Source organism: Microbulbifer maximicatervae (SeqCode) (genome assembly GCF_052468295.1).
The window spans coordinates 3,674,326-3,690,099 of record NZ_CP174340.1 but is presented as its reverse complement, the minus strand read 5'-3'; the positions used below and the strand labels follow the sequence as shown (position 1 = coordinate 3,690,099).

Sequence of the window (15,774 nt, the reverse complement as noted above, 5' to 3'; positions counted from 1 at the left end):
GAATGAAATTTAGCGCAGCCGGCCTTTGCCGGTAGTAGAACGGAAGAAAGATGCCAAAACGCACAGATATCCAAAGCATTCTGATTATCGGCGCAGGCCCCATCGTGATCGGCCAGGCGTGCGAATTTGACTACTCCGGCGCCCAGGCCTGTAAGGCGCTGCGCGAAGAGGGTTACCGGGTGATCCTGGTGAACTCCAACCCGGCCACCATCATGACCGACCCGGCCATGGCCGATGCCACTTACATCGAGCCGGTGGAGTGGCGCACCGTTGCCAAGATTATCGAGCAGGAGCGCCCCGACGCCATCCTGCCCACCATGGGCGGCCAGACAGCACTGAACTGCGCCCTGGACCTGGACAAGCACGGTGTCCTGAAGGAATTCAATGTCGAGCTGATCGGTGCGGACAAAGACGCTATCGAGAAAGCGGAAGACCGCGACCTGTTCGACAAGGCAATGAAGGCGATCGGCCTGGAAACCCCGCGTGCCAAGATCGTCCACTCCATGGAAGAGGCGAAGAAAGTACCGGAAGAGTTCGGCTTCCCGGTCATTATCCGTCCGTCCTTCACCATGGGTGGTTCCGGTGGCGGTGTGGCCTATAACTGGCCGGAGTTTGAAGAGATCTGTAAGCGCGGTCTCGATCTCTCCCCCACCAACGAATTGCTGATCGACGAATCCCTGCTCGGCTGGAAAGAGTACGAGATGGAAGTGGTTCGCGATAAGAACGACAACTGCATCATCGTATGTTCCATCGAGAACTTCGATCCGATGGGTGTACACACCGGTGACTCCATCACCGTTGCCCCGGCGCAGACGCTGACCGACAAGGAATACCAGCTGATGCGCAACGCCTCTATCGCGGTACTGCGCGAGATCGGCGTTGAGACTGGCGGCTCCAACGTACAGTTCGGCGTTTGTCCGAAGACTGGCCGCGTGGTTGTGATCGAAATGAACCCCCGCGTATCCCGCTCCTCCGCACTGGCCTCCAAGGCCACCGGTTTCCCGATCGCCAAGGTCGCGGCCAAGCTGGCAGTGGGTTACACCCTGGACGAACTGCAAAACGATATCACCGGTGGTGCTACCCCGGCGTCCTTCGAGCCGTCCATCGATTACGTTGTCACCAAGATTCCGCGCTTCACCTTCGAGAAATTCGGTGAAGCCGATGCGCGCCTGACCACCCAGATGAAGTCTGTGGGTGAAGTGATGGCGATTGGTCGCACATTCCAGGAATCCCTGCAGAAAGCCTTGCGCGGCCTGGAAGTGGGCAGCTTCGGCCTGGAAAGCAAAATTGATCCGAGCAAAGACGGCGCTGAGACTCGTCTGCGCAGCGAACTCTCCATTCCGGGTGCCGAGCGCATCTGGTACGTGGGCGATGCCTTCCGTATGGGCATGAGCGTCGGCGAAGTTTACGACCTGTCCGGTATCGACCCCTGGTTCCTGGTACAGCTCGAAGAGCTGATCAAAATTGAAGAGCCGCTCAAGTCTCTGCCTACCTCGGCGCTGACCACTGAGCATATGCGCTTCCTCAAGCGCAAAGGCTTCTCCGATCGCCGCCTGGCGGACCTGCTGGGGGTGAGCCAGAAGACTGTGCGCGAATTCCGCCACAAGCTGGGTGTATTCCCGTCTTATAAGCGCGTAGATACCTGTGCTGCTGAGTTCAGCACCTCTACCGCTTACATGTACTCCACCTACGATGAGGAGTGCGAAGCGCAGCCGTCTGACAAGAAGAAAATCATGGTACTCGGCGGTGGCCCTAACCGTATCGGCCAGGGCATCGAGTTCGACTACTGCTGCGTACACGCCGCTCTGGCGATGCGCGAAGACGGTTATGAGACCATCATGGTCAACTGTAACCCGGAGACTGTCTCCACCGACTACGACACTTCCGACCGCCTCTACTTTGAGCCGGTAACCCTGGAAGACGTGCTGGAAATTGTTGCCAAAGAGAAGCCGGAAGGCGTGATCGTACAGTTCGGTGGCCAGACTCCGCTGAACCTGGCGCGCTACCTGGCCAACGAAGGTGTGCCTATTATCGGTACCACCCCAGAGCAGATTGACCGCGCGGAAGACCGCGAGCGCTTCCAGCAGATGATCATGCGTCTCGGCCTCAAGCAGCCGAAGAATGCCATCGTGCGCTCTGTCTCCGAAGCCATCCAGGCGGCGAAAGACGTGGGCTACCCGCTGGTTGTGCGCCCGTCATACGTACTGGGCGGCCGCGCCATGGAGATCGTCTACAAAGAAGACGAGCTGCTCACCTACATGAAAGAAGCGGTACAGGTTTCTGACGAAGCACCGGTACTGCTGGATCACTTCCTCAACGCCGCCATTGAGGTGGATATCGATGCGGTATCCGATGGCAAGGACGTTGTGATCGGCGCCATCATGCAGCACATTGAACAGTGTGGTGTTCACTCCGGTGACTCCGCTTGCTCCCTGCCGCCTTACAGCCTTCCGGCGGATGTGCAGGACCGTATGCGCGAAGAAGTGAAAGCCATGGCCCGCGAGCTGGGCGTAGTTGGCTTGATGAACACCCAGCTGGCCTACCAGGACGGCGAGATCTACGTGATCGAGGTGAACCCGCGCGCTTCCCGTACTGTACCTTTCGTCTCCAAGTGCATCGGCACTTCACTGGCGAAAGTGGCTGCGCGCTGTCAGGCGGGTATCAGCTTGCAGGAGCAGGGCTTTACCGAAGAAATCGTACCGGACTACTACTCCGTTAAAGAGTCTGTATTCCCGTTCAACAAGTTCCCGAAAGTGGACCCGATTCTCGGCCCCGAGATGAAGTCCACCGGCGAAGTGATGGGCGTAGGCGCTACCTTCGCAGAGGCTTTCGACAAGGGCCTGGTTGCCGCTGGCGATCGCCTGCCGGAGTCCGGACGCGCATTTATCTCTGTGCGTGACTTCGACAAGGCCGACGCAGTAGGCGTAGCTCGCGATCTGGTGGAACTGGGCTTCGAAGTAATTGCCAGCCGCGGCACCGCCAAGGTCTTGCAAGAAAACGATATTCCCGTTACAACCGTCAACAAGATGAGTGAAGGTCGCCCGCATATCGTCGATATGATTAAAAACGACGAGATTGCGCTGGTGGTGAATACCACCGAAGGGCGTCAGGCGATTCGCGACTCTGCGGATATCCGCCGCAGTGCCGAGAATCACCGGGTGTGTTACACGACCACCCTGGCAGCGGCCCAGGCCATGGCGATGGCCATGCGTCAGGAGCAGCCGCTACAGGTTCGCCGCCTGCAAGACCTTCACCAGCGTGTCGTAAAGCTGTCTTAATAGCTTTAAAACCAACTTGTGAAATCCAACCGGGCCCCGTGATCTCACTGGGCCCGGTTTCGTCGTAACAATAATGGAGGTCCCACATTGAACCGGGTACCAATGACCGTTGAAGGCGCAGAAGCGCTGCGCTCAGAGCTGGACAATCTGAAAAAAGTTGAACGCCCTACCGTTGTACAGGCGATTGCTGAAGCGCGCGAACACGGTGATTTAAAGGAAAATGCCGAATACCACGCGGCGCGGGAAAAGCAGGGCTTTATCGAGGGCCGTATCCAGGAAATCGAGAGCAAGCTGTCCCACTCACTGGTGATCGATGTGAAAACCATCGAGCCCAGTGACAAGGTAATTTTCGGCACTACGGTAACGATTATTCACCTGGATGACGATAAGGAAGTCACATACAAAATTGTGGGTGACGATGAAGCGGATGTGAAAAAGCACAAGATCTCGGTGAACTCTCCGATTGCCCGCGCGCTGATTGGAAAGGAAGTGGGTGATGTGGTGGTAGTCCAAACACCTTCCGGTGCGGTGGAGTACGAAATCGATGCGGTTGAGCACCTGTAAATTACAGGTGATAAAAAAGGGCGGCCATGGGCCGCCCTTTTTTTTTCTTGTTATTGCCAAACGTAACTTTGGTTAGCATGGCCAGACTGCATTACTGTGGCAGTTTCATAGAGGCCGAACTGTCCCACCAGGCTATTGTTGTTGTGTCCTGATTGGCGCGCCGAAGCGGTGTGTCCAGAACCGATCTGTCCCAGGTACACATCATTGTGGTGGCCTCTCTGGCGGGCGCGTGCACTGTGGTCATACCCAGCCTGGGAAATATCCGCTTCCTGGTTGTGGCCACGCTGACGCATACGGGCGTAGTGATCACCACCTACCTGACGAATATCACCATCATTGGATTCACCGGACTGGCGCATGCTGGCATCGTGGCCAAAGCCGCTCTGGAAGGTATCTGCGTTGTGCAGTTCTCCTCTCTGACGGATAACGGTTTCAGAACCAACGCTCAGAACTTGGGTGGCGGTTGCCGTGTTGTGGCTGTCCATCTGGCTAATCATCACCATGTTGCCAGCACCTGCAAATTGATAGGTGAGAGCGTAGTGGTTGTCGCCGGATTGCTGATGGGCGGAGTAGCTGCCCAGCTGTCCAATCTGGTAGGTCTCAGACACGTTGGTGCTGCCGGACTGAAAGCTGAACGACTCGTTGCCGGCACCACCGCTTTGCAGCAACTCCGCTGAATGGTGATCACCTTCCTGATACTGGTACCCATAGCTGCCGAGTTCAATGCTATGAGTGATCTCTGCATCATTGCTATGGCCATGCTGTTCCTGCATAGCGTTGTTATCCCAGGTTAGCGGCCCGGTCTGATCGATAGTGGCATTGTTGTGGCCGCCATTCTGGTCCTGAGTGGCGGTGTTGCCGCCCGCATAAGCGGTTCCACTGATGGCCAGGGTTAGGGCTACAGCGATAGGGGTCAAAGTCTTCATGAGTGTCTCCATTACTACAAACTTCAATGAGCATCACATGGTGAAATACCAGCCTAAATGGCTGAAAGGGGGTGGCACGTCATCCTGCGCCGAGGGTTTTACAGCAGGTGCACCTAGCCGGAGGGGTAGGTATCACTGTAAAGAGGGGGAGCAGCGTTGCCGCAAAGGCATTGCCGCCAGTCAAACCGGTAAGTGGGAGAGTAGGACTGATACATTTTGATGGCTTCCCTGATACTGCTTAGGAGTCCAAAACTTCGTTCCGTCCTCAATATTCTTGCTGGGAATTGAGGCAGTCGCTATAGGAGAGAAGTTGTAAATCCTTGAGAAGAAAGTTCTATTGCAGAGCTCTAATTTCACTTTTCTCTCTCTATAGCTTTTGCCTGTGGCTATGAATAGCGCGGGGGTTTAAGTCGGATTTTTTGATTGGCAATTTTGCTGCGAGCCTATTTACTGGGAAATATGGCTGCTGTTGGAAATGCCGATCTGTAGGGTGTTGCTGGATGCTCCCGTTCTCAGCTGATTGGTTTGGACCTGGTTAAATAAGCCAATCTGGGTGCTGCTGGCCGTTTGATTCAGACCTAGTTGAGAAAATGAAACGTTATTTTCCAGCCCAATTTGGTTTGATTGGTTGGTATTGCCAATACCAGCTTGCAAAGAATTTGCTGAATTTAACAACCCTTCCTGTGAAGCTGACGATGAATTCCCCGTGCCCAGCTGCTCCATTTCGGAAAAGTTAAGTGCGCCTGTCTGGGTAATTGAAGATTCATGAGCGATGCCAGTTTGCTCACTGACACCTAAATTAAGCAAACCCGCCTGTGAGATTGAGGCATTACCGGTAAAACTAAATACTTGTGCCACGGCGGCGACATTGGCTCTATCTGTCTGCTCAATATTGACGCTGTTATTGGCCCCGGAAATTTGTACCGTGGTGGCAACCTGTCCCTGGCCATCCTGAGTATGCAGGGAGAAACCGTTTATTTGGTTAACTTGCCGGGTGAGTGATCTGCTATTAGAGCCAATCTGTACGCTCTGCCCCGCATTGTCGCTCCCAGTAGATTGGGAGACTCTGGAAAAATGATTCCGGCCAGTTTGAAATTGGGAAATTGTGCTGTTGATTTCTATGGACTGAATGCCGGTGGCGTCATTAAAAAAGCCAATTTGCTCTTGCAGGATGAAGTTGCCCTCATTAAGCGGAAACCTCTGGTTGGCAACGGCATTGTTGCCAATACCAACCTGTATCTGCTCTACGGTTTGGTCATTCCCAAAGGCGGAATTGACGGAAAGAAATGCGATAAATGTGACTACCGGCGAGTAAATAACTTTTTTCACGAATACCTCTACGACTACATAACAAGGAACATGAAAATTACGGCTTTGAAGTGCGGCGTCGGCAGGCAAACATAGAGAAATTACTACAGGAAATTAAATTCCAGACAGTAATTATTAAGAGCGCTAAAAGCGAATTGACCCAACTACCGCTATTTTCATTGTTGATGGCGGTATAGTAAGTTTCTATAGGGCTTTATTCTCAATTTAATGAGAAATAAGTATCAAGAAATGAGTGCTTTTACTTCAGGAATCCAGTCGGAATAAGTTGACCTTACTCCGACTGGTAATAACTCCGTTACTGTAAAACCACTGCCGTATTACCGTTACCGGTTTGGGTAATATTGGCGGATTGGGAGAAACCACTTTGAATCACAGTTGCGTCATTCATACTGCCAGATTGATTGACGATCACCATATGGCCACCGCCTAGTCCACCGTTACCGGATTGCATAATGTTGGCGGAATTCAAGAAACCATCTTGAGTGACAAAGGCACTGTTATACCAGGATACTTGCACGATGGTGGCCATGTTGCCCTCGCCATCCTGATAGAGGTCCAGTTCGTTGTACATGTCGGACTGGGCAACATCTGCGCTGTTGGCGGCGCCGATCTGTTGGATACTGGCGTAGTGCCCGGTGCCTTCCTGGCTGATTATGGCTTCATGACTTGAACCTTGCTGGAAAATCAACGCATCGGAATTAAAGCTTGCATATTGTCCAATTAATGCGCCGTGGAGTTCGCCCATTTGCTCAATAACAGAGACGTTATCGCTACCGAGGTGTTGTTGGATCTCTGCTTCGTTACCGGACCCCACCTGGCGTATTGTCGATTGCCCATGCTGTGTGGCTAATTGATAGCTACTGGCACGATTATTAGAGCCCGACTGGAATATTTCTACGCTATTTGCGATCCCATCCATTTGCAGGCTATAGCCGTCGTTGAGACTGCCTTCTTGTATTTGGATAATTGAGCTTTCAATTTCGTTTTGCTGTATGGCCTCTGCAATATGAGCAGAGCCGTCTTGACTGATCTCCAGGTGATTATCGATAGCGCTTGGGTCAGTTTGATCTGCTACAGCTGAGTTACTGGAGCCACTTTGGGTGATTAATGTAGTATTTTCTGCAGCATAACCCAAGCTGGTGGCAGATATCGCCAATACCAGTGGAATTACGGTAATCTTCTGCACGGCTAACTCCTGTGTATTACCGTCTATTGATAAATCCGGTCGTTAAAACTTTTGCCTGTGTTACCTGTGAAGTGAGTAACGTCAAAATGTGAGAAATCGTTTACATGGAAAACTGTAGACGAATAATTTTGAAACCACTGCTAAGTAAGAAAATATTGATGCAGTATTTTTATCAGGTAAGGAAAGAATGCCATTCTATGGGAAGCTCTGTGAGTGAATCATAAATTAAAGCTGACATTGAAAAATGCATTCTTTCCTCTATCTATATTGAAAATATAACAACCTTCAGCTGGAACGAATATGCCGCTACTGAATGATAAATCCTTGGTTTAACACACCATTCTGAATGCCAACGGCCGTTTGATTGTCAACGCTTTGTGTAATAGTGTGAAGGTTAGTTGTGCCGATCTGGGTACTGCTTGCAGATTGCATTGCTCCAGCTTGATCCACGATGGACATATTGCCAGTACCATTTTGTAGCGTAGAAACCAACAAAATATCTCCCGTCTGGGTCTGGGTACTAATGTTACCATCTCCTATCTGGGTACTTGTTGCTACTAGATTGTCACCTGTTTGTATAGAAAAATAAGTGTTCAGGTTACCCGTTTGCGAGGAAGTCAACAGATTATCAAATCCTGTTTGTTCAGCATCTGCGCTATTTTGATCACCCGTTTGAGACACATTTAGGCTGTTAAACGTGGTGGTAGTTTGAGTCACTAACATCTGGTTATCAAAGCCAGACTGAAAGAGATTGACTGTATCGAAACTACTGTCCGTTTGGGAAAAAATAATGTCATTTGCATCGTCGAACTGAGAAATGTCAACAAGGCTGGAAGATGTACTGTCTTGTAAAGTAGAGGCGAAATTTCCAGCGCCCTCCTGATAGATATTTACCTCTGCATCATCTGAAAAATTAGTTTGAGTTGAGTCAGCTTCATTCCCCAATGTTACCTGTTCATGCCTGATAATACTCAGGGTAGTTGAAGTGTCTTGCAGGCTATTACTTACCTGTGCGTCATCTGCCTGAATAACTTCGATAAGATTGTTAGTTGCTGTTGGGTCTACTTGGTTTGCAGTCACCTGGTGATTGGTGCCAGTTTGTTCCACGGTAGTTGTATTTCCATCCGCATAAGCAATTGACCCGACAAGGAATAGACTGATGCCTACGGAAATTGGTGTATGGGTTCGCATCGATATCTCCGATTGAATGTAAGGTGGATTTTTCTTATCCCCATGATTTCAGTTGCGGTGAAGCATCAAGCCTAGGAAGGACAAAAGACTCCATAGAAAGGGCGTGGCATTTATTGCGCAAGGAGTTTGGCACACCTTGTTTTATTGCTATCCCTAATAGGTATTATCGCTGGAGTACCTGATAATACCCTGATGCTGGTTTGAGTTTTATCGTAAGCCTCAAATATTGCTATGGGAAGTTAGTGCCTAAAAAATAGGAAAAAATTCTTTGTTGTTGTTTTCTGCGTTAACTGGATATGCCTGTAAAGGGATACGATAAACGGATTTAAGCGAAAGGTTTGTAGAGTTATAGAGAGGTTCAGATTGGGCTACCTGTTAGAGTAGCCCGTTAATAAACAACTAAACGTGATGTTATTGAAAAATAAAGCCCATATTATTGCTGCCATTTTGAGTGGCATTGGCTGTTTGGCTGATGCCATTCTGGCCGGTCTGGTGCGTGTTGTTTGTTCCTATTTGCAAGGTGGTTGCCAAGTTATTACTACCGCCTTGATTCATATTAATCATATTCATAGAGCCTATCTGAGTCGATGATCCGGTTGCAAATGTCCCGAACTGTCCATGAAAAGAGGTGTTATTGTCACCATCCTGCATAATGGTGATCGAACCCTGCTGACTACTTTGTACAGCACTGATTGTATTGGAGGTGCCAATCTGAGTGGCATCAATCAAGTGGGCCAGACCTGTCTGCGTATATCCAGCACCATTTGAATCTCCAGATTGTGAAGATATGGTGGTACTTGAGTCGCTATTTGCTTGGGTAACTGTAGCTAGGTTTTGAGTGCCAAATTGCTCAAAGTCGGCATTGTCAGAAACACTATTAACCTGGCTGATGGTGGCAGATTGAAGGGTTCCGAATTGCTCAACACTACCGCTGCTGGTTGTTGTATTAGTCTGGCTTGTAGTTACGCTGTGACTAACGCCGTCCTGGTAGACAGTCGCTGTTGTATTAGTAGCTGCCGTTTGAGTTGAAAAAATGGAGTTGCTGTCTCCGAGTTGTTCCTGATCAATTCCATTAGAGGTGCTGTTTGTTATCTGCGTAGCATTAGCAGTATTTAGATTCCCGGTCTGAATTTGAGTAACTAAATTTCCAATAGCAGTAGGATCACCCTGATCCACAGTGGCGCTATTGGTTAATCCGCTTTGTAAAATGGTAGCGGTATTATTGGATGCGACAGCATTGTAGCTTGGGATACACAGTAAGAGTCCAATGGCTAACGTTTGGTAGCGTATCATTTTATCTCCGTAGAATTTTAATTCTGAATATAAAAGATCTTGAACAGCTTGAATGAAGCGAAGAAGCTGATTATCTAGTAGATATAGTGATTTTTACTTCTTAAATACTATATATGCAGAACTATTGTAGAGTGTTCACTTATGGTGGCTATGAGAACTTAGTATGGATAAATTGAGATTAAAGTTTGTGAGATAATTTTTTCGTTGAAAAAAGGCCGACTTTAACAGTCGGCCTTTAGCTTGATTACTGAATAATTACTGCCACATTGCCATCGCCCACTTGGGCGGGTGCGGCTGCGTTGAAGTCACCTACTTGGGTCACAGTTATGGTGTTGAAGTTGCCAACTTGTGATGATGTAGCGCTATTGAAATCGCCAGGTTGAGTCACTGTCAGGTTATTGAATGTACCATCCTGAGCCGCCTGGGAGAAGTTATCGAAACCACTTTGGGTAACGACAGCAACATTAGTGAGTCCCACTTGTTCTGTGAATGCCCAGTGGTCACCGCCACTTTGATTGTGGACCAAAGTCTGGGTAGTACCGTCTTGGAAACCTTCACTGTAGTTTCCGTCATCAGTCTGGCTGAAGAAGATGGTGTTGAAAGAACCATCCTGGAAGGAGAAGGTTGAGCTGTTGCTCGCAGATATTTGCTGGTGAGCGACAGTGTTAGTATCACCGGCCTGGATCATATTCATGGTGTTCTGCGTGCTATTACTTTGCGTTGCAGAAGCGGTACCATTGGTGCCGGTTTGAGTAATAATTGCGCTATTCAATGAGGTCAGGGTTTGAATGGCAACGGCCACATTACCGTCACCGGATTGATTAACTACAGCGGTGTCATTTGCGCTGGTAGTCTGGGCAATAGTTGCATCTTGCGGGCCACCGCTTTGATTTATCACGGCAACACTGGTATCTACAAAGCTCTGAGTAGTCGATGCAAACTGGCCGTCATTTATCTGGGTGATAGTGGCGACTGGTACATTGGAATCGTTTTGGAATGATTCCGCGTAATTCATATCTCCTACTTGAGTTTGAGTAATTACTCCTGAATCGTTATTGCTGGATTGCTCAGCATAAACTTCATTCGTATCACCAGTTTGAGTCTGGGTGATAACATTGTTGGTTACCGTTGGATCACTCTGATCAGCGGTTGCCATGTTACCAGTACCGTTCTGATTGAGAATGGCGGTATTGTTCGTGGCGAGGGCTCCGGTGCTGGCGATCGCCAGAAGAACACTGGCGGCAATAGGTGTGTACTTGGTCATCTGTAACTCCATATAGATGTCAAATATCGCTGTACAGCTTTTACAAACAAAAGGAAAACAGCATCATTTGATATTGGAAGAGTCTCATCCTCAGGCATATTACAACTGTGTCTGAAGTATGTGAGGAAACTGGGATGAACCCGACTGCTTAATAACCTTCACATTCCTTGTGAAAACCTAGCAATATCATTTAAACAGCAGCTTGATGCTGATTAGAGTTTTGTCGTCTTCTGGGGTTACAGCCATAGGACGGAAGTGCCGAAACCTTAGGAATAAAGTTCTTTTTTGAACTGGCTATGACAAATAATGTCAGCTGATTTGGAGGGTGGCATTAAATACATGAAATGGTTGTTTCATGAGAATTTAGGACTAGTAATAATAATTGAAGCTTGCACTTAGCCCACCAAGTTGAAAATAGGCCGGCCTATTAAGCCGGCCTATTCACTAAATTATTGAATAATAATTGCCATGTTGAAATCACCTACCTGGGTAGGTGTAGCCATGTTGGTGTCGGTTGCCTGGGTCACGTTGATAGTATTGTTATTACCTGTTTGCGATGCAACAGTAATATTAAAGCTGCCAGGCTGGGTAACGGTTAAGCTATTGAACGTACCATCCTGGTAGCCTTCAGAATAGTTATCTAAGCCAGTTTGGGTGATCACGCCAATATTGGTGGTACCCACTTGCTCAGTATAAGCCCAGTGATCATCTCCAGTTTGAATGTGAGTCAAGCCCTGAGTAGTACCATTTTGGAAGCCCTCGCTGTAGTTCCCATCACCTGCTGTCTGTGATGAGGTGAATGTGTTGGAAGTACCATCCTGGAAGGAAACAGAGGTACTGTTGGTGGCCATAGTTTGAATGTGTACTACAGAGTTTGTGGTACCTGCCTGGGTAGCGTTAACAGTACTCGAGGTACTGGAAGTTTGAGCAGAACTTGCAGTATTGGTGGTTCCTGTTTGGGTTAATATTGCGGTGTTAAATGAACCGTTAGTTTGTATAACATTACCCACATTACCATCGCCGGACTGAGTCACTACAGCATTATCATTTGTACTGGAAACTTGGGTTACTGCTGCTGTTTGTGGATTACCACTTTGGGTGACAGTAGCAACGCTGGTATCTACAAAACTTTGTGTAGTTGTTGCAAAGTGACCGTCGTTGATTTGGGTGATAGTAACAATCGCAGTGCTGGAATCATTCTGGAAGGACTCTGCGTCATTCATATCCCCGGCTTGAGTTTGGGTAATTACGCCGGAATCATTAAAGCTGGTTTGCTCTGCATAAACTACGTTGTTGTCACCGGTTTGGGTTTGTGTGATCAGGTTGTTGGATACAGTGGCATCACTCTGATCAGCCGTGGCCATGTTGCCAGTGCCATTTTGGGTGAGAATGGCGGTATTGTTGGCTGCGAGGGCTCCGGAACTGGCGATCGCCAGAAGAACACTGGCGGCAATAGGTGTGTATTTAGTCATCAGTAACTCCATAGGGATGTCAAATATAGCTGTACAGCTTTTTACAAATAAAAAGAATTCAGCACCATTAGATATTGGGAGTGTTTTGTCTCAGGACACGATACGGCTGTGCCAGGCGTATGTGAGTTATCTGGAGTGAAACCGACTGCTTTTAACCTTCACATTCCTTGTGAAACATCTAGCAATATCATTTTTAACAGCAGCTTGATGCTGAATAGAGTTTTGTCGTCTTTGGGTGTTGTGGCTATAGGGCAGAAGTCTCGAAACTTTAGGAAGAAAGTTCTTTTTTTCAGGTGGGGTGATAAAGCTTGTCAGAAAATTCTTTTATACGGCGCGAGGTGCAAATAATCACATTTCTGATGAACTTACTAAGTTGATGTAATAATTATTGTCACTTAATAAGCTTACATGAATTGAAATAAAGAAGTCTAATCAGATGAAGGAAGATCAGAGAAATATTATTAGTTATTAGTCATATTGGCTAATATACGTTGTTGTAGCGGTTCCGGTGACAGTGACCGAGGTGTGAAGGCCATTCCCACTTTGGTAAATATTGACGTTATGAAAACTGCCAATCTCTTCCACATGGGCACTATTTTGTATTCCAAATTGGGATATGCCTGCGGTATTGCCAACTCCATACTGGTCGATATCTATAAAATTCTCAAAACCTATTTGTATCAATATTGAATAATTGTAATCCCCGACCTGGCTCGATGTGACAATATTGTCCTCACCAGATTGGGTGACCGACAAACTGTTTCTATTGCCGTCCTGGTGAGCAGAAGTGTAGTTGTTACTGCCTGATTGACGGGTACGTACGTTATTGTTTCCACCTTCCTGGTTGATTACGGTTAAATTTGTGACGGAGTAAAGATTGGCTGCGCTTAATTCGCTCGCAACAGCCAATTCACTGCTGGAATCCAAGTCTGAGCAATGACCTAAACCCGGAAGGTTAACAACAGCCATTGCTAGGGTGGCAGAAAAAATAGTTCTGAATTTATGGTACATCTTTCCAAGTATCCCAATTTTAAGCCGGGCTTAAAAATATAATTTGTCAGTCATTGATTCTACATAATGACAGTGCTGTCATTGAGGTAGTACTGCAATATCGGATTTTCGATCTCATCCGGATTGGCAAGTGCCCAGGAATTGTGCACAATGCCTTCACTGATCAAATGAATCACAGCGGATTCCATCGCTGAAAGCATAGCAAGCTGTGCGGGTTCGTTATAAGTAGTACCAGCTTCCAATTCCAACAGGCGCCGATATTTTACGTAGCGAAAGACATCGGCACTGATTGCCTTGGAGTAGACGGTTTTAGATGTCAATACGGAGTGGAGTACCCGCCCGGAACGAATGTCTATTGCCCGCAAGTTCACTGTTACCTGATCCACGCGATACTGCTCGTCTGCGCCAATACCAAAATAGCGCGCACCTGCGCCACCGGTTTGAATATTTTGGTCGTAGGCAACAATGCCGCCTTCCAATAGGACATTCGCAGCTACGAGTGTGGGAAGTGGCACGCTGTTATTGACGGGAATGTCCGGCTTGGTTAATCCTGCACGGATAATCTTCCGCTCTGTCAGCAGATTTTGCAGCCCTTCACGTTCCAACGGGATAAACCAGCCGGACTCATTGAGTACGTCCATGAGCATGGCCGCGCCACCTTGGGTGACTGCGGTAGAGAAACTGCTGTTTGGTGCCGGCTTATACTGGCCGGTCTGATCGCGGAAACCGTATACCGCCACCAATATTTTACCCTTCGGTTGCGGAAGGTTGATCAGGTCCCGATAGGTGTTTTTCCTCGGGGTGAGCATTGCATCTGTGATGCCCGGACCAAAAAGTGCATCGCCCACATCTTTGACGGCAGAACAACTACTTAGCGTCATTAATGTCGCTACGATGGGCAAAGCTATCACTTTTTTTATTGCATTACGCATTGCCAAAGAATCCTTTGAAATTTAAACGTTCGTTAGTTTGTCGGGTTTAGCCCGCTTACAACGATTTCGCTTTTATCTCCAGTACTGCGGTCGGTGATAAGTACAGTTAGGACGCCATCGTTATCAACGATTTGTACGATAAAGTCGTCTGTAATCAGTTCTCCACTATTACCATCACCAACATCGGTTAGAAGTTGGTTTAGCAGGCGGGTTTCCAGCGAGTCGCTGAACCTATCCAGAGCACTGGGTTGTTCATAGAGGCTGTCTGGTTTATCCGGATCTTCGTGAGTATCTTGTGACTGCGCATTTTGTAGAAGGTAAGTACCATTGAGTGGGTTGCCACCAAAATTGGGGTTTACCGGTTCATAGATTAATTCGGTGGCCGAGACGTGATGATATGAGAACGCCGCCAGAGAAAAAAAAGCGGTACCCAGTAATGATTTGATCTTCATTAGAATTCATCCTTACCCAAATCAAAGGTGTCTGTGAGTGAGCTGCGAACACGCGCTTGCAGTACTTCCTGGTGAATATATTGCGCGGCCTCATCGGCCAAGCGATGAATATTATTGGTGCTTGGACTGATAAAACGCCTGAAAACAATTTTGTCGTTATAGGTAACCCAGATGAGATTTCCCCAACGTGCTGAGGGTCTTTCGTAAATAGTTAAGTTGTAAGTGGCATCTGGATAATTAAGGTTTCTGTATTCGCTCATGTAGCGGGCAAAATCGTGCCCGGTACGGGTTATTGTTCGATCAATATTGAATCCACTGATTTCGTCTTCGAGTTTTCCAGAATCGGTATCTGCTGGAGGGACCTCTGTGTCATCCTGGCCAAAGGCCAGGGATGCACACAGTGTCAACATCAACAGGGTTAGTCTCATATCCTCTCTTCCTGGAGATTGAGCTTGGCCCAATTACTGGCCTGCAGCCGGTTTTTAACTCCAATTTTTCGGAAAATGTTGTACATGTGATTTTTCACAGTGTGTTCGCTAAGGTGCAATTTTGTTGCGATCACACTATTGGGTTCGCCGGTAGTGAGTTGTCCGAGTATTTCCTGTTCCCTGCGGGTAAGAGGGAGGGAGTTTTGTGGGCTGATATGTTGTCGCCCCTCGGCACTGTGGATCGCGGTATCCAATTTGTGAATAAGATTTTCCTGACTGGTATTGCTGTCACAAAGTAGGTGAAAACCTTTCTGGCGTAACTTTTCCGATATATGAATGGGTAGGTTGGCTGGGAGATTAATCAGTAAAGCTTTTGCATGACTAATCTTCTTTAGATCTGAAAGAAACTGCTTTGAGTCAGAGCTCACACCAATTTGCCAGCAATCTA

The 15,774-nt window shown here is 48.0% G+C and carries 14 protein-coding genes; 2 read left to right on the top strand and 12 right to left on the bottom strand.

The window, feature by feature from the left end:
* Positions 1-50 precede the first annotated feature (50 nt).
* Together carB and greA are read left to right on the top strand one after the other, a co-directional pair.
* Entirely contained in the window at positions 51-3,278 is a 3,228-nt protein-coding gene (gene carB / locus ACJJIQ_RS16435) for a carbamoyl-phosphate synthase large subunit (RefSeq protein WP_282931319.1), read from the top strand.
* Between the two features lie 87 nt (positions 3,279-3,365).
* Positions 3,366-3,842: a transcription elongation factor GreA gene (gene greA, locus ACJJIQ_RS16430; RefSeq protein WP_444918152.1), complete on the top strand. Its 477-nt coding sequence runs from the start codon at positions 3,366-3,368 to the stop codon at positions 3,840-3,842.
* Positions 3,843-3,892: 50 nt separating this feature from the next.
* On the opposite strand, the gene ACJJIQ_RS16425 is transcribed toward greA, so the two are convergent.
* The 12 genes from ACJJIQ_RS16425 to ACJJIQ_RS16370 all read right to left on the bottom strand — a co-directional run bounded on the left by ACJJIQ_RS16425 (position 3,893) and on the right by ACJJIQ_RS16370 (position 15,754).
* Complete coding sequence (locus ACJJIQ_RS16425) at positions 3,893-4,768, bottom strand: hypothetical protein (protein WP_413663268.1); 876 nt, start codon at positions 4,766-4,768, stop codon at positions 3,893-3,895.
* Positions 4,769-5,215: 447 nt separating this feature from the next.
* Positions 5,216-6,097 carry a hypothetical protein gene (locus ACJJIQ_RS16420; RefSeq protein WP_445362460.1) on the bottom strand — a complete coding sequence of 294 codons (882 nt, stop codon included), beginning with the start codon at positions 6,095-6,097 and terminating at the stop codon, positions 5,216-5,218.
* A gap of 295 nt (positions 6,098-6,392) precedes the next feature.
* Complete coding sequence (locus tag ACJJIQ_RS16415; RefSeq protein WP_445362459.1) at positions 6,393-7,283, bottom strand: hypothetical protein; 891 nt, start codon at positions 7,281-7,283, stop codon at positions 6,393-6,395.
* Positions 7,284-7,589: 306 nt separating this feature from the next.
* Positions 7,590-8,474, bottom strand: a complete 885-nt coding sequence (locus ACJJIQ_RS16410; RefSeq protein WP_445362458.1) for a hypothetical protein — start codon at positions 8,472-8,474, stop codon at positions 7,590-7,592.
* Between the two features lie 411 nt (positions 8,475-8,885).
* Positions 8,886-9,767 carry a hypothetical protein gene (locus ACJJIQ_RS16405; protein WP_445362457.1) on the bottom strand — a complete coding sequence of 294 codons (882 nt, stop codon included), beginning with the start codon at positions 9,765-9,767 and terminating at the stop codon, positions 8,886-8,888.
* Between the two features lie 244 nt (positions 9,768-10,011).
* Positions 10,012-11,031 (bottom strand): hypothetical protein, encoded by a 1,020-nt coding sequence (locus ACJJIQ_RS16400; protein WP_445362456.1) that lies wholly within the window; start codon positions 11,029-11,031, stop codon positions 10,012-10,014.
* A gap of 449 nt (positions 11,032-11,480) precedes the next feature.
* The gene (locus ACJJIQ_RS16395) at positions 11,481-12,503 is read right to left on the bottom strand and encodes a hypothetical protein (RefSeq protein ID WP_445362455.1); all 1,023 of its coding nucleotides are present in this window, start codon (positions 12,501-12,503) and stop codon (positions 11,481-11,483) included.
* Positions 12,504-12,971: 468 nt separating this feature from the next.
* The gene (locus tag ACJJIQ_RS16390) at positions 12,972-13,514 is read right to left on the bottom strand and encodes a hypothetical protein (protein WP_444958607.1); all 543 of its coding nucleotides are present in this window, start codon (positions 13,512-13,514) and stop codon (positions 12,972-12,974) included.
* A 59-nt stretch (positions 13,515-13,573) separates the two neighbouring features.
* Positions 13,574-14,446 (bottom strand): CsgG/HfaB family protein, encoded by an 873-nt coding sequence (locus ACJJIQ_RS16385; protein WP_413663259.1) that lies wholly within the window; start codon positions 14,444-14,446, stop codon positions 13,574-13,576.
* A gap of 32 nt (positions 14,447-14,478) precedes the next feature.
* A complete protein-coding gene (locus tag ACJJIQ_RS16380; protein WP_413663258.1) occupies positions 14,479-14,898 on the bottom strand; it encodes a curli assembly protein CsgF in 420 nt (139 codons plus the stop codon).
* Entirely contained in the window at positions 14,898-15,326 is a 429-nt protein-coding gene (locus tag ACJJIQ_RS16375) for a CsgE family curli-type amyloid fiber assembly protein (protein WP_413663257.1), read from the bottom strand. The genes ACJJIQ_RS16380 and ACJJIQ_RS16375 overlap by 1 nt, the downstream gene beginning before the upstream one ends.
* Positions 15,323-15,754 carry a response regulator transcription factor gene (locus ACJJIQ_RS16370; RefSeq protein ID WP_282931332.1) on the bottom strand — a complete coding sequence of 144 codons (432 nt, stop codon included), beginning with the start codon at positions 15,752-15,754 and terminating at the stop codon, positions 15,323-15,325. The genes ACJJIQ_RS16375 and ACJJIQ_RS16370 overlap by 4 nt, the downstream gene beginning before the upstream one ends.
* Between the last annotated feature and the right edge of the window lie 20 nt (positions 15,755-15,774).